The organism is Dendrosporobacter quercicolus (assembly GCF_900104455.1).
GTDB lineage: Bacteria > Bacillota > Negativicutes > DSM-1736 > Dendrosporobacteraceae > Dendrosporobacter > Dendrosporobacter quercicolus.
This window is the reverse complement of sequence record NZ_FNHB01000004.1, coordinates 227,721-245,460: the sequence shown is the minus strand read 5'-3', so window position 1 is coordinate 245,460 and position 17,740 is coordinate 227,721. Positions and strand designations below refer to the sequence as shown.

The following is a 17,740-nucleotide window of genomic DNA, read 5'->3' as shown; positions in this document are numbered from 1 at the left end:
TGTTTAATTATAGCATTAACTTGCGAATTACCTAAGTTTGCTTTGGCCATTGACAGCCGGAGTGAATGATGATACACTTCAAATTAATTGAACATAAAAAGCTGATTGGAAAGACCAAAGGCTGAGACGATTTCCGTAAGGAGGAAAGTCTGGGCCTTTTTTTGTTTGCTCAAAAAGCCGGCGCAGACTGTTTATCTGTTCTAATTTGTGAGAAAGGATCGTGTGAGCGGTTATGAAACTTGCAGCACAAATTCTACAAACCGATATATTGATCATCGGGGGGGGAACGGCGGGGTGCTACGCGGCCTTGACCATAGCTGAACAGTCTGATGTCCGGGTGTTGATAGCCGAAAAAGCCAATATTAAACGAAGCGGCTGTCTGGCGGCCGGGGTAAATGCCTTAAATGCCTATATTGTGCCGGGACAGTCGCCGGAAAGTTATCTGGAATATGTCAAAAATGATGCCTCAGGCGTCATCAGGGAGGATCTTGTCTATTCTCTGGCAGTCAGGCTCAACCAGGTCACTGCTAAGCTTGAGCAGCTCGGCCTGGTTATTCAAAAAGATGAAAACGGACGCTATGTCGCCAGAGGCAATAGAAACATTAAAATAAACGGTGAAAACATTAAACCCATTTTGGCTGATGCAGTGAACGCAAAATCTGGCATAACTGTGCTGAACAGGGTCAATATCACCGACTATATCGTAAAGGACGGCAAAATCATTGGCGCCTATGGCTTTTCAATGGATTCGGCGCTGTTTTATATCATTTCAGCCAAAGCGGTAATTTGCGCTACCGGTGGAGCGGCAGGGCTGTATCGTCCTAATAATCCCGGCTTCTCCCGCCATAAAATGTGGTATAGCCCGTTTAATACCGGCGCGGGTTACGCGATGGGAATACGGGCCGGCGCGGAAATGACCACTTTCGAAATGCGTTTTATCGCTTTACGCTGTAAGGACACCATTGCGCCGACCGGGACAATTGCGCAAGGTGTGGGCGCTCAGCAAATCAACAGCTTAGGCGAAGAATACGAAAAAAGCTATGGCCGCCCCACAACCAGCAACCGCTTGTATTCAACGGTGATGGAAAGTAGAACGGGCCGGGGTCCGTGCTATTTGAATACGGTCGGGATAAGTAAAGCGCAGGAGAATGAATTGTTTAAAGCGTATCTTAATATGGCTCCGGCGCAGACGCTGCGCTGGTTTGAGGCGAAGAGCGGCCCGGCTGGGACGGCGGTGGAAATTGAAGGTACCGAGCCATATATTGTTGGCGGCCATACCGCCAGCGGGTATTGGGTGGATGTTCACCGGGCCTCGACCCTTCCGGGCCTGTTCGCAGCCGGCGATGTGGCTGGGGGAAGTCCGCAAAAATATGTGACAGGCTGTTTTGCTGAAGGCGAAATTGCGGCCGCATCCGCTCTGAACTATAGCGCCGGCCGGCTCAATGAGTTCCCTGGACAACAGGAGCTTGAAGTCAGGCTGGCCCGAATGAATGCTTATTTTACAAATCAGGAAGGTTTGTACTGTATTGATGAGCTGGAAGAAGCGATGCAGAAAATTATGGATGATTATGCCGGCGGTATTTCGTCGGGTTATCGCTATAATCTGGCCAAGCTTAAGATTGCCAGGGAGCGGACCGGAGAACTTCTCCTGCTTGCCAGCGCTCTTAAGGCTCATGATTTGCATGAGTTAATGCGCATTTGCGAAGTGGTTGACAGGCTGTATGTGTGCCGGGTATTGATTGAGCATCTGGCAGCCAGGCAAGAGACCAGGTGGCGCTCTTTTCAGGAAAATGACGATTATCCTGGCAGGAATGATGATGAATGGCTTAAATATGTAAACTCACGTTTCGTTGACGGGCAAGTTACGATAATTCTGCGAGATTTGATAAAGAAGGATGAGAGTTATGAGCATAAGGATTGATGATGAACAGTGTACCGGCTGCGGCAAATGCCGTGAGGTATGCCCTGGCAGCCTCTTAGCGGCGACTGAAGCCGGAAAAACGGCGATGCGTTATCCCAGAGACTGCTGGGGTTGCACGTCCTGTGTCAAGGAATGCCGGTTTATGGCAATTAAATACTATTTGGGGGCCGATATTGGCGGGCAGGGTGGTTTTCTCTATACCAGACAGGACGGACGGCTGCTAAACTGGGTTATTGTTGACGCTGACGGCCGTGAGCAGGTGATCACCATTGACAGAAGTCAGGCCAATGCCTATTAGGGGGGGATTAAGATGGATCATTTAGACCGGCTGGAAGCCCAGAGTATCTTTATCTTGCGGGAAGCTTATAAAAAATTCGGCAAGCTGGGCATGTTGTGGTCGATTGGCAAAGATTCGACCGTGTTATTGTGGCTGGCGAAAAAAGCTTTTTTTGGCCATTGCCCATTTCCGTTCATTCATGTCGATACTACTTACAAAATTCCTGAAATGATTGCCTTCCGCGACCGTATGGCCAGAGAATATCAGCTTGAGCTTATTGTACATACCAACCAGGCGGCCATCGACGAGGGAATGGGACCGGAGAAAGGCCGGCTGGTCTGCTGTAAAGCTCTAAAGACCGATGGCTTGCAGCAGGTGGTTACAAACTATGCGTTTGAAGGCCTGATTTTGGGCATTCGGCGGGATGAAGAAGGATCCAGGTCCAAAGAGCGGGTATTCAGCGAGCGAACCAAAGATTCAGAATGGGATTATACCAACCAGCCGCCGGAATTATGGAATCAGTTCAAAACCGATTTTCCAAAGGGCAATCATATCCGCGTTCATCCGATTTTGCACTGGAATGAGATTGATATCTGGGCTTACATCGACAGGGAAAACATTCCGCTGGTCGATCTGTATTTCAGCACAAACGGCAAACGTTACCGGAGCCTGGGCTGCGCGCCCTGCACCGGTCAGATCGTTTCGTCAGCCGCAACGGTGGCTGAAATTATTGAGGAATTGAAAAAAACCAAAGTAAGCGAACGGGCCGGGCGGGCTCAGGATCAGGAAGATTCCTATGCTATGCAAAAACTCCGCAAGGATGGCTATATGTAAGGGGAGGAAACGTTGATGGATGCTGCCAGAGAAGTGTTAAATATTGTTGTGGTAGGCCATGTGGATCATGGCAAATCAACAGTCATCGGCCGGTTGTTATATGATACAAAATCCCTGCCGGAGGGGGCGATAGAACGGGTAAAAAGAATCTCCAGGGAGAAAGGAAAGCCGTTTGAATACGCCTATTTGCTGGATGCTTTTGAAGAAGAGCAAAAGCAGGGCATTACAATCGACACCACTCAACTGCAATTTCGTACCGCCAAGCGGGATTATGTCATTATTGACGCACCCGGTCACAAAGAATTCCTGAAAAATATGATTTCGGGAGCGGCCAGCGCCGAAGCGGCCTTATTAATTATTGATGCAAATGAGGGTATTCAGGAGCAGTCCCGGCGGCATGGTTATATTTTATCCCTGCTGGGTATTCAGAAAGCTTATGTGCTGGTTAACAAAATGGATCTTATTGATTATTCGGAAGATAAATTTAACGAAATCAGACATGATATGAATGAGTTTCTCAACAGTCTTAATGTATTTCCGTTAAAATATATCCCGGTATCGGCCTTCTATGGCGAAAATATGGTTGACCGTTCGGCTAAAATGCCCTGGTATAAGGGCGAGGCGTTATTGGCGGCCATTGATTTATTTGAGAAAGAAAAAGGCCTGGAAGGCAAACCGCTGCGTTTTCCCATTCAGGATGTTTACAAATTTGACAGCCGGCGGATTATTGCCGGGCGCATTGAGGCGGGAACCCTTAAGGCGGGCGATACCGTACTGATTACACCCAGCAATAAAACGACCAGGGTAAAAACAATCGAATACTGGGCTGACAGGGATAAAACCGATACTGTTTATGCCGGTATGTCGGTGGGCATTACCGTTGAAGACGAATTTTTTAATCAACGCGGGGAGTTTATTGTTCATCCTGGCGCGGCCCCGCTGGTGGCGGATACCTTCAAAGCGAATCTATTCTGGATGGGTAAGACGGAACTGGTGAAAAACAGAGAGTATAAGCTTAAGCTGGTTACGCAGGAAGTGCAGTGTGAAGTTTATGCGATCAGCAAGGTCATTGACGCCACGACTTTAGCGGCTGTGGAAAATGCAGCCAGGGTAAATACCAACGACGTCGCCGAGGTGATCATCAAAACCAAACGGCCGATCAGTTTCGACGAATTCAGGAATAATCAGATTACCGGCCGGTTCGTTCTGATTGACGGCTACGATGTAAGCGGCGGCGGGATCGTTTCCGGCCCGGTAACCGAAATTCAGACAGTCAGCCGGTTTGTTGATCATCACCGGCAAATGGCGATTCATTGTTTTGACGATTACTATTTCTTGCTGGAGGAAGGCGCTGTTCGCAGATTTAAAGCCCGGCCGCGTACCTTTAAGGCCGGTGATATCATTCCCGGCGCCGGTAAAACTTACGAGTATCCGGCAAGCTTTGATGTGCTTGACCCGAAGGCCAAACTGGCGGCCCAAATTAGAAATTTCAAACTGGAGGCCGTCCTGCCGTTGTCCGAATATTACTATGCCGCAGTGCCGGTGGTGGACACGCAGGGGGCTTTCATAAAAATTGATTCCGCTGACAATTATCAAAAATTTCTGGCTGAACTCCCTGCTTTAACCGGCTCTCAAAGCAGGAGCGCGGCAATAGCCGCTAATAAATGGCTGGATTTTGGCCGGTTTAGAGTCATACGTTACAGCAGCAGCCTGACCGTCGCCGGAGCGGATTATCAAATATAAACGGAAGCCGGCAAACCTGGGAAATGTCGCGAAGCATTGCGGCGTTTCCTTTTTTGCTTTGTGATTGCCGTCCTGCTTCGCAAGACTCCAGGCCACAGGCCACGAATCAGGCTGCTGCCGGCGGCCGCGCTGTCTGTCTGACTTTGCGGCTGCAGTGGGTTGCGTTTCAACAATGAATTTGTATGGTCGGTGTATCCGGGCAAGTCGATAGTTCTTATGGTTAGTATGAGCAGAGAATGGAGCGCGAATCCATAAAAAGATAAGCCGGCAAAGCTGCAGGTTTTGCTTGCCGGTAAATTTGTGATACTATAGTTATATTAATTTCCATGAAGATCTGAGGTTTTTATTATGAGTAAAATGTTAGTTCTGGCTGAAAAGCCGTCAGTAGGCCGCGATTTGGCCAGGGTGCTGAACTGCAGCAAGAATGGCAGCGGGTTTTTTGAAAGCCCCCGGTATATTGTTACCTGGGCGTTGGGTCATCTGGTTACGCTGGCCGACCCGGAGGTTTACAATGAGAAATATAAAGCCTGGCGGCTGGAGGATTTGCCAATGCTGCCGGCGCATTTACAGCTGGTGGTCATCAAACAGACAGCCAAGCAATTCAATACCGTTAAAGGCCTGCTGCTGCGCAGCGATGTTGGCGAGGTCATTATTGCCACCGATGCCGGGCGGGAGGGAGAACTGGTTGCCAGGTGGATTATTGAGAAGGCGCAGGCCAAAAAGCCAGTGAAGCGTTTGTGGATATCTTCTGTTACCGACAAGGCGATCAAAGAGGGTTTTAGCAAGTTAAGGCCGGGCCGGGAGTACGAAAATCTGTATGCATCAGCGGTGGCGCGGGCTGAGGCTGACTGGCTGGTGGGTATCAACGCTACCAGGGCATTAACCTGTAAATATAACGCCCAGCTGTCCTGCGGCCGGGTGCAGACCCCGACTCTGGCAATCATTGCCGGCCGGGAAGCCGAAATCCAAAACTTTGCGCCGCGGTCTTTTTTTGGGATAACGGCGCTGGCTGATCAACTAAAGTTATACTGGCAGGATACGGCTTCGAATGAGTTCAAAAGTTTTTCCCGGGAAAAATGCCAAACGGCAATTGCTGCTCTGACCGGTAAGGCCGCCCAAGTGGTTTCCGTAAATAAAAGCGCCAGGAAAAAATATGCCCCGCAATTGTATGATTTAACCGAGCTGCAGCGGGATGCCAATAAAATCTATGGCTTCTCAGCAAAAGAGACGTTGTCCTATATGCAAAAGCTGTATGAAACACACAAAATTTTAACTTATCCCCGGACTGATTCCCGTTATTTGTCCAGCGATTTGGTTGATACGCTGAAAGACCGCTTAAACGCCTGCAGCATTGGCCCGTACGCCCAATTCGCGTTTAAGCTGATCAAAGCTCCAATTAAGGCTGGAAAACATTTTGTGGATGACAGTAAAGTATCAGACCATCATGCCATTATCCCCACCGAACAGTATGTTAATCTAAGCGCGCTGACGGATAAGGAACGGAAAATTTATGATTTGGTGGTTAAGCGGTTTCTGGCGGTAATGTATCCGCCGTTTGAGTATGAGCAGACGACCGTTGTGGCCAGTATTGGCCCAGAGCGGTTTGTGGCTAAAGGAAAAACAATCATCGCCCGGGGCTGGCGGGAAATTTATCAGGGATTGGACAATGACGGTGAGGAAGCAGACAATGAACTTGCCGATCAACTGCTGCCAAGCCTGGCCCAAGGCGACACGATGAAAATTAACGCGCTCAATTTGACGCAGGGGGCAACAAAGCCGCCCGCTCCGTTTAATGAAGCCACACTGCTTACCGCCATGGAAAGTCCGCAAAAATACATGGCGGATGCCAGCGGCGAGTTGCGTAAAACCATTGACGAAACCGGCGGTTTGGGAACTGTGGCAACCAGAGCCGATATCATTGAAAAATTATTTGCCGGTTTTTTCATTGAAAAAAAGGGCAAAGACATTTGGCTGACTTCCAAAGGCCGGCAATTGCTGGAACTGGTGCCGGCAGAGCTTAAATCACCGGCGCTGACCGCTCAATGGGAGCAGCAGCTTAAGCAAATTGCCATGGGTAAACTTGCCAAGGCCAATTTTATTGGCCAGATGAAAAGCTATGCCAAAGAAGTTGTGCATAAAATAAAAAACAGTCAGGAAAAGTTTAGGCATGATAATATGACCCGCAGCAAATGCCCGGATTGCGGCAAATATTTGCTGGAGGTCAATGGCAAAAAAGGCAGGATGCTGGTGTGTCAGGATCGGGAATGCGGTTACCGGAAAGGGCTGGCTAAAGTGACGAATGCCAGATGCCCCGTCTGTCATAAGAAGCTGGAATTGCGCGGTGAAGGCGAAGGCCGTCTGTTTGTCTGCGCCTGCGGCCACCGCGAAAAGCTTACCGCTTTCAATGAACGGAAAAAGCAGGAACAGCCGAATTTGTCCAAACGTGAAGTATCCCAATACCTGCAGCAGCAAAACAAAAGCGATCATCAACCAATCAATACGGCGCTGGCCGAGGCTTTGGCAAAATTAAAGCTAACGGATGACCGCTGAGCGCTTTGGGTTCTTTGTCCGGGTTTTTAGCCCAGATGAGGACGAAGTATGCTGTCCCCAAAAAAAATTAATTTCAGCACTGGCCTGCTTTCCGGTTGATAATTAGAAAAGTCCTCATCTTAAATCTCTTGACATTATTTGTAAAAACAATTATTCTAATGATATTGGTTTTTGTGGAAAGGACTGGAAAGTTGTAGATGGATAAGCTGATTGCCAGAATTGCTGATGTTTTAGAAAAACTAGACAGAGTTCCAGTTGAATTAAGAGTTGAGTCCCCGTTGATCAACGAGCTGGAATTTCTTCTGGAGCAATATAAAGAATATAAAAAAGAACAAAAATCTACTCAGGGGATACGATGAATAATTAACTGTGCTGAAAAGGGGGCTGCCGGGCAGCTCTCTTTTTATTATGCCTGCAAGCAGCAGGTTTGGTTGCCGGATAAGTTATTGTCAATGGTTACAGGATAAAATTAGCGGTTTGTCGAAGGATATTTTGGACAAGTTTAACCAAAGGAGATTGGCTATGAGGACCAAAGTGGTTTTTTTGTTGATTGTTTTATTATTGTGCAATGCCGCAGCCGTCAGCGCCGCAATTAGCGCCGTTGATCTGGCTGTCAATGAAATTCGTCCGGCGGCAAGCAGTTATGCCGATGTAATTGCGAAATTTGGTTATTCTAAGAAACAGATAGTGGATACGAAACATCAACCGCCGGTCACTTATCTGATTTATTCCGGGTTAAGGATTGGCCTGAGCGGGCAAGAGGGGCCGGTCGCTGTGTTGCAGCTTGATACCGGCCAGTACCAGACCAGCCGCGGTGTCAAAATTGGCGCGACTGCATATAAAGTCATTAAAGAGTACGGTCAGCCCGATCAGCAGATAATCAATGGCCACCGTTATTTTATCTACCAGTTGGAGTCGGCGCCGGAGCAGCGGTTGATTTTTGATATGAGTGAAGGCTATGTTACTAAAATTATCATGACCAGCCTGACGGATATTCCGTAAGCTTCAGTGCGCCGCAAGCGCTGAAGCTGCGGTGTGCAATGCTGATGATGGAAGAAATGAGGGAAGTTATGAAAAACAGAGTTTTGCAGTACGCCTGGGTTGCTTTAGGCTGTCTGATTTGCAGCGTGTCGATCAATTTATTTCTGGTGCCGCATCACCTGCTCAGCGGTGGTGTGAGCGGCCTGGCGATTATCTCCTATTTTCTGTTCGGCTTCCCCATTGGGGTGCAGATCCTGCTGATGAATATTCCGCTGGTATACGCTTCTTATAAATTTTTGGGCAAGGATTATACGATTACAGCAATCTTTGGCACCATTATGTTTTCCCTGGCCGTAGACGCTACCCGCTTTCTGACCAGCCTAAGCCCGCTGGATGATCCGATACTGGCCGCTTTAACGGCAGGGATGGTTTCCGGTTTGGGATCAGGAATCATTTTTCGGGTCAACGGCAATGGCGGGGGACTGGATATTGTGGCGGCAATTGTCAAAAAGTATTATTCTTTGAATTTTGGCTTCGTCGGCTTTGCCATTAACTTTTTGATTATGCTGCTGGCGGCCAGTTTATTTGGCTTAAAGCTGGCCGTATTGACGCTGATTGCCATGTTTGTCGCAGCTACTCTTACCGATAAAGTGGTGGAAGGCTTTAACCGGAGGAAGATTGTTCATATTGTTTCTTATAAGACGCAGGATATTGTGGAAGTAATTCTTAAAGAAGTGGGCCGGGGCGTAACCATTTTGCAAGGAGAAGGCGCTTTTACCCGCCAGCAGAAGCAAGTTATATTTGTTGTGGTAAGCTTGACGCAAATATCCAAAATTAAATTTTTAGTGCAGGAGGCCGACCCCCATGCCTTTATGATTGTCAGTGACGCTGCGGAAGTTATGGGACGCGGTTTTACCCTGCCGGGCAGCAGAAGTTTTTAAGCGGCCCAGGGAGTTGATCATATGCCGGAAATTCCTGAAATTGAGACGGTAAGAGCGCATCTTGCCGGTAAGGTTCAGGGGAAAACCATTCTAAATGCAGTCATTAACAGGGCCAAAGCCATCAATGTTGCGCCGGCTGATTTTCTTAAGGCAGTTGAGCGGCAACAGATCATGTCTGTCCGGCGGCGGGCAAAGCAGTTGATTATCGGTCTGGCGAATGATCAGTCTCTGGTCATTCATTTCATGCTGGAAGGCTTTATGCGGCTGTTTTACCGCAATGAGGCCGTAGAAGGGCAGCCATCCGTTATGTTAGAACTGGATACCGGAGCCAAGCTGGCCTGTTACAAACTGAATTTAGGCTATATCCATCTGGTAAATACAACTGATTTTAGTCTTATGCCGGAACTGGAAGGACTGGGCCCCGAGCCGCTGGAGGCTGCGTTTGCACTAACGGATTTTTTAGCTTTAATCCTGCGGCGCAAAGGCATGATCAAGCCGCTTCTGATGGATCAGCGCTTTATTGCCGGTATTGGCAATGTTTATTCAAATGAAATACTGTTTTGCAGTCGCTTATTGCCTACCCGGAAGGCCGCCGGGCTGTCCGGCCAGGAAAAAACGGAGCTTTTTGGCTGCATGAAGGCTTTGCTGCAGCAGGCAGTGGAGCTGGGCGGGGTTTATGAGAAAAAATTTTCGTCAGATGACGGGCTGACCGGCGGATTTCAGCCGTTTCTGCAAGTGGCCTACCGTACCGGCCAGCCCTGTAATGTTTGCGGCGCAGCTATTGAGACCAGCCGGGTAGGCGGGCGGAATGCTTTTTATTGTCCGGTTTGCCAGCAATAAGCGGATTGCAAAAAAAGTAATTAGACTATTGCGTTAACGGAAGATCTGTGTTATTATCTAATCAAGCACAATCCTTATAGCGACTTAGTATTGGTAATGCAACAGGCAAGGAATTTAGTTCCGGGTTATTTTGCACGAAGATTCAGGGGTCTGTCAAGGTAGTGTTTTTTGTTTTTCGTTTTTTAGGTCAAACCTTTTTAGTGTAGTGTAAATTAGATGATTAAATAAGTTGGTGCCGTCCCGTATGAATTTGCGATCAAGTCATGTTTGGCAAGATGTTGTTTTAAGTGTGTCATGGTTCAAATGCTATAAGGATGTGCTGATTTAACAAAGGGAGAAGGCGAAAGCCTTCTCCCTTTTGCAGTTTGCAACCAATTTTTGCGGAAAAAACATTCCCTCTCAGCGTCAATGTCTGATACAATAGATACCGGGATTTATCCGGCGGGCAGGGCGCTGAATGCAGGATGAATCCGGCTAAACCTGACAAGGTAAATCCGGTTTAAAGTCAGGTCACTATATTGGTAGAGGGGCGCAATTGATGTTCGACGTAGCCAAAGCTAAAATGGAACAGTTGGTTATCCACAAAGTAGGCAATAAGTTAAAAGACGAGGGAATTGTCATATCTCCGGCAGTTTGCCGGCTGGCGGACGGCGATGTCGAAGAATTGCTGTTGAAATATTTTCTATCTTCGTTTAGGGAAAAGCTATTGTATAAGTTTTTTCATGACACGGATATCCATTTAAACGAAATTTACATGTATGCCGCTCAGGCCTTTATTCATCCGGCTGACTTTTATCAGCAGTCGGTTAATATATTACGGCATCTTTATGAAAAATCATCGCATCCCCAGATAAAAGGCGGCGAGTTTTATGCGGCTTATTTTTCCAACTGTATTGTTGATGAGCAGGCCGTGGAGGCTATTGGCCTATTTAAAACCGAACGCAAGGAACACTATTTAAAAATTGCCAATAGCTGCAATGAGTTTCGGGTTGGCGCCGACGTAGGCATCAATATCAGAAAACTGGACAAAGGCTGCATTATTTTCAATACCGAATCGGTTGACGGTTTTAGAGTAGCAATTGTGGATAATGTCAATAAAGGCGGCAATAATGAGGCTTTGTACTGGAAAGAGGAGTTTTTGCGGCTGACTGATGTGCAAAATTCGTATTTCCATACGAAAAATTGTCTGGCTATGTGCCAGGAGTTTGCCGAGACAATCTATGGACCGGTGTATCAGGCCGATAAAAAAGATCAGGTAGTATTTATGAATGAGGCAATTACATATTTTAACTGCAATAACGAGTTTCATCTGGATGACTTTGCCCGTGACGTACTCAAAGCGCCGGAGCTTGTTGAGCAATTTAAAGAGCATAAAGAACTGTATGAACTGAATCAGGGGGTACCCCAGGCCGCCGAATTCAGTATCTCCGGACCAGCGGTGAAAACTGCCAGACGAAAGTTCAATAACCTGATTAAGCTGGATACCGGGATTGAGATAAAAATCAAAGCAGCCGCAAATGAAACCGGTAACATCGAATATATTGAACGGGGTAATGACGAAGCAAAAGGGATGAATTTTTACAAAATATATTTCAATAGCGAAGAATAATGTGCCGGGGGGACGGGGTTGTTGACACAAAATTATTTTGCAATGCGCATACTCGCCCACTGCAATAGGAGGTAGTGAAATGGTGCATCACAGCCACGCTCATGGAGGCTCGGCCCCTGGGAGGAACAATCGTGTCGCTCTGACTGTTTCTTTAATTATTACCGCAGGCATTATGATTCTCGAATTTGTTGGGGGGTTATTTACCAACAGCCTTGCTTTACTCTCAGATGCCGGCCATATGCTCAGTGACGCTACATCGCTGGCTTTGAGCCTGTTTGCAACTGTTTTGGCGCTTAGGCCCCCCTCACCCAAAAAAACTTACGGCTTTTACCGTTTTGAGATCCTGGCTGCTTTTTTAAACGGAGTCACTTTATTCATTATCGCCGGTGTTATTGTTTGGGAAGCCTATGAACGAGTTTTTGCACCGCCGGCAATCAATAGTCTCTACATGATAGCAATTGCCGGGGTTGGCTTGCTTGCGAACCTGGCCAGTGCGATTGTTTTGAAAAAAAAGGGTAATATGGAAGAAAGCATTAATCTTCGCAGCGCTTATTTGCATATTCTTGGGGACGCACTTGGTTCTGTCGGGGCAATTACGGCAGGTCTTTTGATGTATTTCTTTTCATGGTATACGGCTGACCCTGTTATCAGCGTGGTTGTGGCGCTGCTAATTTTACGCAGCGCCTGGAGCGTGATCAATGAATCGGTGAATATTCTGCTTGAAGGGACGCCTCCTACCGTTAATTTTGATGAGGTAACCGAGGCTTTGCGTACAATTGACGGGGTCAAGGATATTCATGATCTGCATATCTGGACGATAACTTCCGGGCGCGATTCTGTGACTTGTCATCTTTTAATTGAGGCGGATAGAAATCCTGAGGTTATTTTGCAGGAAGCAATTGCAATCATTAAGGACAAATTTCAAATCAGTCATACAACAATACAGATCGAGACGGTTAACTTTAATCATGAAACCTGTCTGCCGTAAGCCCTTTTGGCGAAGCTGCGTAAACTCGATGTTGCAGAAGTAGCCCATAGCCTCTCTGCTTGATACAGTAAAATAGCCTGGATTGAGTACTTACAACATTAGCGCCAATAATATCGGGAGATATCTTGACAATTGATTAGCCGGTGTGTAATATTTAGTGTATAAATGAAAAATTTCATATTTCTGGAATAGGTGCCCTTTGGGGCTTAATAGGGAAGCCGGTGAAAGGCCGGCGCGGTCCCGCCGCTGTATAGCAAAGGAGCCTGCAAAATGCCACTGGAGAGATCCGGGAAGGCGCAGAACTCGATGAAGCTGAGTCAGAAGAACTGCCTGTTCGACAATCACCGTTTGACCTGCGAGCGATGGGGAGGAGATTACCGGAAATTTTCAAGTTTTCAGGCTTATTAGCTATGAGAAGATTGGCTTCCTGTAATAGATAACCCTTTCGCCAGCCACTGGTGGAAGGGTTTTTTGTGGCTGAACCGACAACAAAATAATGTTTGGAATAGGTGCCCTTAGGGCTTAATAGGGAAGACCGGTGAAAAGCCGGCGCGGTCCCGCCGCTGTATAGCAGAGACGCCTGCAAAATGCCACTGGAGAGATTCGGGAAGGCGCAGAACTCGATGAAGCTGAGTCAGAAGAACTGCCTGTTCGACAATCACCGTTTGACCTGCGAGCGATGGGGAGGAGATTACCGGAGTAATCAAATGTTATGGTTGTTTTGCCAATGACTTTGATCTTTCCTGTAATAACAGCCCTTCTGCCTAGTGCAGCAAGGGTTTTTTCCGTCAGGTGACCATGCAGATTGACCGTAGAAGTCGGCGGGGGTATTTCAGATCATGTGCTGGCAGAAAGGGGGGCGAATATGGACTTTAAATTAAATGAATATCAAAGAATGCTGCAACAGGCAATTAGAAAATTTTCAGCCGATAAAATAGCGCCGGCTGCCGACGAACGCTATGTGAGCGAACGGTTGGATCGTGAAACGTATGATGAACTGGGGGCGCTGGGGCTGCCGGGAATTTGTTTTCCGGCCGCATTTAGCGGAGCGGATGATAAATACAGCAGCTTTATTCTGGCTGTAGAGGAACTGGCTAAGGTGGACGATAATTTGAGCGCTGCGCTATCGGCTTCGGTGCTGCTTTGTCAATGGTCGATTAACCGGTATGGCACTGAATCCCAAAAACAAAAATATCTGAAACCGCTGGTTGAAGGCTGGCAGTTAGGGGCTTTTGGGTTAACTGAGGGTAGACGGGGTTCTGATATTGCAGAGCTGGAAACGGTGGCGGTCCGTCAAGGCGATTACTATCTGATCAACGGCAGTAAAAGCTTTATTACGAATGGCGGTGAAGCAGAAACTTATGTGGTTTTTGCTATCACTGATAAAAGTAAAGGATCGAAAGGCATTAGCGCGTTTATTTTGACCAAAGGTCTGCAAGGGTTCTCTTTCAGTTCAGCGGAAAGGCTGCCGGGATGCGGCGTAGCATTAACCAGAGATCTGATTTTCCGGGGTGCCAGAGTTCCTGTGGAGAATTTACTGGGTAAAGAAGGTGAGGGACTGAAAATTGCCCTAGCAGCGTTGGAAGCCGGGCAGCTCAGCGTTACCGCTCAGATTGTCGGCATCGGGCAGACGGTTTTTGATAAAGCGATGCAATATGTAAAAGAAAGGATGCCGTTCCGCCAGTCTGTAGCCGAAAATCAAAAGGTTCTCCTGCTGTTGGCCAGTATGGAGGCAAAACTGAATGCGGCCAGGCTGATCACTTATCAGGCCGCCTATGTCCGGGATATGAATTCCGGTTATAGGAAGGAAGCGGCGATTGCGCAAAATTATGCTTTGTCTATGGCAGTGGCGGTCATTACTGGTTTTTTGCAGATTGCCGGCAGGTATGCGTTGCGTTTGGATTGCTCTGTCAGGCGGCTGATGCGTAAAGCGCAGATTACCAGGATTGATGCAATTGAAAACAAGCTTAAGTCTAATCGTCTGGCCGGCGTGATGCGGCGTTAACGGGCAATAAACAGAATTTTTCAGGTGGCCGGCGATGAAAATCTATTAGCCCACCCCGATCGGGGTGGGCTGAATTTTTGCAAAATAAACTGACCGGTTGTATAATTTTGTGTGTTGCCTGTATTCTAAAGTATTATATAATAAAAGCAGACTGTAATGAAAGGTGAGCTTATGGCAATTACCTTGGAAAAAATTTACAAAAGCACCCAAAATAAATACCAGATGCAGTTGATTGCCGGAAAAAAAAGCATTAAGAATCTGGTGGAGTGGGTCCATATGGTCGAAGACAGTGAGCTTATTTCTTTTCTCAAGGGAAAAGAGCTGGTAATCATCACCGGTATCGGCCGGATCGCCCGAAATGAAATGCTTGATTTTTGCAAGCACTTATTCCAGCATCAGGTAAGCGGTTTTATCATCAATATTGGTCCTTATATCAGCGAGGTACCGGAAGAAATCATTGACTTTTGCGAGGAAAATGATTTTCCTTTATTCACCGTTCCCTGGGAAATTAAACTGGTTGACGTTATTAGAGAACTGTGCAGTATGATATTTCAAAGTGAACAAAGAAACGCCAGTATATCGGAAGCATTTAAAGATGCAATTTTTTATCCCGAACAAAAGTCGATGTATCTTCCGGTTCTCGAACGGCACGGCTACGGAGCTGATACTGATTATTGCGTCATTGCAGTCAAGGTAGTTACAGAGCAGGAAGAGCTTTACTTGAATTTTATGAAGCTGCTGCAATCTGAGATCGAGAAAATCATCAATAAAATGAGTGATAAATTTATCCTGTTTAAGTATGAAGGGAATATAATCATCGCGTTGGTTGGGTTTACCGGCAATAGTATTGAAAATATCATTAGTGAATTGATCCATGGCAGTTCGCAGCACAATAACTATTCCTTCTATATTGGCGTAGGTCCGGCTAAGCTTAAAATAAAAGCATTGTCGAAATATTTCCGCAGAATTATTTCGCTGGTCAGATTAGGGATAAAGACCAATAAAAGGGTTGTTTATTATGACAAACTTGATGTGCATAAGTTAATCCTAACAATGGAAGACACGGATATGCTGCATGAATTTTATCGCGAGGCATTAGGCAGCCTTGAAAGCTATGACCGGGAAAACAATACCGGCTACTATGGTTTCCTTAAGCAGTATTTTGAAACAAACGGGAAAATTCACCGTTTGTCTGAATTGAATTACATTCATCGCAATACGGTTCATTATCAGCTGAAAAAAATACAGGATATCACCGGTTGTAATCTGGCGGATTGGAACGATCAATTGAAATTATCGCTTGCATTTTATATCAAAGATATTTTATAATTGTGCAAATGCACACTGATATTTGTTTGTTTAATCATTGAAAGGCAAACATTTTAATGATATTATAAGAAAAAATGAGTTGTATAGCAGACGTTTTGAACGGCAATTGTTATTAACTTGTTTAAATAAACAAAATAGAGCAAACGTTTTGTGGTTAGCCATTTAGTGGCAAGCTGACGGATACGTTTACATTTTAAAGCAAAGATGCTGGATAGGTTTCTTTGCTTTTTTTGTTGCGAAAAACGGACAGCTGTAAGCTGACAAAACCAAAGGTGGAGGAGAAAACTGTGATATTGAAAGAAGCGTTACCTAAAATCATTACTGGTTCATTGCCAGGGTCAAATGCAGAAAAAATGATCCAGAGGCGGGCTGTTGCCACTCCGGGAGCAATTAGGTGCGTTTATCCCTGCGTGATAAAAAAAGCAGCCGGCGCAATGATTGAAGATGTTGACGGGAATATTTTTCTGGACTGGGTTGGCGGCGTGGGGGTATTGAATGTCGGCCACGCCCATCCGGAAATTATTGCCGCCGTAAAGGCTCAGGCCGACAACTATTTTCACAGCATGTTTAATATTGTAACACATGAGGGCTATGTGTCTTTGGCCGAAAAAATGAATGAAATTGTACCGGTTGCCGGCAGGGTTAAAAAAACCTTCTTTGCTAACAGCGGAGCGGAAGCCAATGAAAATGCGGTGAAAATTGCCAAGGCTTTCACCAAACGCCCGAATATCATTGTGTTTTCAGGCGCCTTTCACGGGCGAACAGCCCTGACGATGGCAATGACAGCCAAAAAAGCATACGCCAAAGGCATGGGTCCATTCCCTGACGGTATATATCGGGCTGAATATCCTTATCTTTATCGCAAGCCGGGCAATATGACGGATAGCCAGGCTATCAGTTACTATATTGAAAAGCTGGAGCGAGTATTTGATGAGGCCTCGCCGGCTGAAAGCGTCGCCGCAATTATCCTGGAGCCGCTGCAGGGCGAGGGGGGCTTCATTCCAGCGCCGTTTGAATGGGTTAAGCGTTTACGGGAAATTTGTAATGAAAACGGAATTTTGCTTATTGCTGATGAAATACAAACTGGATTTGGCCGTACCGGCAGGTTGTTTGCTTCGAATTACTGGCAGGAGGGAGGTTTTGCACCGGATATTATTACCACCGCCAAGTCAATTGCAGCAGGCATACCGGTAAGCGCCATAACCGCCCGGGCTGAAATCATGGATTCGGTGCCAGGCGGCGTCATTGGCGGTACTTTTGGCGGTAATGCCCTGGCTTGTGCAGCGGCGTTAAAAGTAATCGAAATTATTGAAAGGGATAAGCTTTGTGAGAGATCTATGGAAATTGGCGCAAAATGCCGGGCGGTGTTTGCAGGCTGGCAGGAAAAGTATGAAGTTGTCGGCGATGTGCGGGGACTTGGCAGTATGCTGGGCATTGAATTTATCAAGGACAAATCGACCAGGACGCCTGCTCCGGCATTGGTCTCGGCATTGGTGGCCGAGTGCGCCCGGCAGGGATTGTTAATTGAGAATGCCGGGACCTATGGCAACGTCATTCGTTGCTTATGGCCGCTGGTGATTACGGATGAGCAGCTCGACACCGGCTTAACTATATTCCGGCAGGCGATTGAGAAATGCACAGCCCCGGGTACCTGACCCAGTCAAATATTAGGTTAGGCAACGCATCCTTTTCCGCCCTGCTTCGTTGTCGGCGCCTTATATA

14 protein-coding genes and 2 riboswitches are annotated in these 17,740 nt (G+C 46.8%); all 14 genes read left to right on the top strand.

The annotated features are described in order from the left end of the window. Positions 1-232: 232 nt before the first annotated feature. The 14 genes from BLR06_RS10420 to BLR06_RS10360 all read left to right on the top strand — a co-directional run bounded on the left by BLR06_RS10420 (position 233) and on the right by BLR06_RS10360 (position 17,673). A complete protein-coding gene (locus tag BLR06_RS10420; RefSeq protein ID WP_092072512.1) occupies positions 233-1,921 on the top strand; it encodes an adenylyl-sulfate reductase subunit alpha in 1,689 nt (562 codons plus the stop codon). Then, entirely contained in the window at positions 1,905-2,219 is a 315-nt protein-coding gene (locus tag BLR06_RS10415) for a 4Fe-4S dicluster domain-containing protein (RefSeq protein WP_092072509.1), read from the top strand. Before BLR06_RS10420 ends, BLR06_RS10415 begins: the two co-directional genes overlap by 17 nt. A 12-nt stretch (positions 2,220-2,231) precedes the next feature. Then, positions 2,232-3,032 (top strand): sulfate adenylyltransferase subunit CysD, encoded by an 801-nt coding sequence (gene cysD, locus BLR06_RS10410; protein ID WP_092072506.1) that lies wholly within the window; start codon positions 2,232-2,234, stop codon positions 3,030-3,032. Positions 3,033-3,047: 15 nt separating this feature from the next. Further along, positions 3,048-4,775 (top strand): sulfate adenylyltransferase subunit 1, encoded by a 1,728-nt coding sequence (locus BLR06_RS10405; protein WP_092072503.1) that lies wholly within the window; start codon positions 3,048-3,050, stop codon positions 4,773-4,775. Positions 4,776-5,123: 348 nt separating this feature from the next. Beyond that, entirely contained in the window at positions 5,124-7,325 is a 2,202-nt protein-coding gene (locus BLR06_RS10400; RefSeq protein WP_092072500.1) for a DNA topoisomerase III, read from the top strand. A gap of 197 nt (positions 7,326-7,522) precedes the next feature. Next, on the top strand, positions 7,523-7,684 hold the full coding sequence (locus tag BLR06_RS19550) for a hypothetical protein (protein WP_173812845.1): 162 nt from the start codon (positions 7,523-7,525) through the stop codon (positions 7,682-7,684). Between the two features lie 163 nt (positions 7,685-7,847). Then, positions 7,848-8,327 carry a hypothetical protein gene (locus BLR06_RS10395; RefSeq protein WP_092072497.1) on the top strand — a complete coding sequence of 160 codons (480 nt, stop codon included), beginning with the start codon at positions 7,848-7,850 and terminating at the stop codon, positions 8,325-8,327. 68 nt (positions 8,328-8,395) lie between these two features. Further along, positions 8,396-9,247 (top strand): YitT family protein, encoded by an 852-nt coding sequence (locus BLR06_RS10390; RefSeq protein WP_092072493.1) that lies wholly within the window; start codon positions 8,396-8,398, stop codon positions 9,245-9,247. A gap of 21 nt (positions 9,248-9,268) precedes the next feature. Next, on the top strand, positions 9,269-10,087 hold the full coding sequence (gene mutM / locus BLR06_RS10385) for a bifunctional DNA-formamidopyrimidine glycosylase/DNA-(apurinic or apyrimidinic site) lyase (RefSeq protein WP_092072490.1): 819 nt from the start codon (positions 9,269-9,271) through the stop codon (positions 10,085-10,087). A 538-nt stretch (positions 10,088-10,625) separates the two neighbouring features. Continuing rightward, complete coding sequence (locus BLR06_RS10380; protein WP_092072487.1) at positions 10,626-11,696, top strand: nucleoid-associated protein; 1,071 nt, start codon at positions 10,626-10,628, stop codon at positions 11,694-11,696. 79 nt (positions 11,697-11,775) lie between these two features. Further along, positions 11,776-12,684, top strand: coding sequence for a cation diffusion facilitator family transporter (locus tag BLR06_RS10375; protein ID WP_092072484.1), 909 nt, complete (start codon positions 11,776-11,778; stop codon positions 12,682-12,684). Positions 12,685-12,857: 173 nt separating this feature from the next. Next, a riboswitch (cobalamin riboswitch) is annotated at positions 12,858-13,032 on the top strand. A 142-nt stretch (positions 13,033-13,174) separates the two neighbouring features. Then, positions 13,175-13,349: riboswitch (cobalamin riboswitch) on the top strand. Positions 13,350-13,549: 200 nt separating this feature from the next. Then, a complete protein-coding gene (locus tag BLR06_RS10370) occupies positions 13,550-14,689 on the top strand; it encodes an acyl-CoA dehydrogenase family protein (protein ID WP_092072652.1) in 1,140 nt (379 codons plus the stop codon). 156 nt (positions 14,690-14,845) lie between these two features. Continuing rightward, positions 14,846-16,018: a PucR family transcriptional regulator gene (locus BLR06_RS10365; protein WP_092072482.1), complete on the top strand. Its 1,173-nt coding sequence runs from the start codon at positions 14,846-14,848 to the stop codon at positions 16,016-16,018. Positions 16,019-16,428: 410 nt separating this feature from the next. Then, positions 16,429-17,673, top strand: a complete 1,245-nt coding sequence (locus BLR06_RS10360) for an aspartate aminotransferase family protein (RefSeq protein ID WP_245698109.1) — start codon at positions 16,429-16,431, stop codon at positions 17,671-17,673. Positions 17,674-17,740 lie beyond the last annotated feature (67 nt).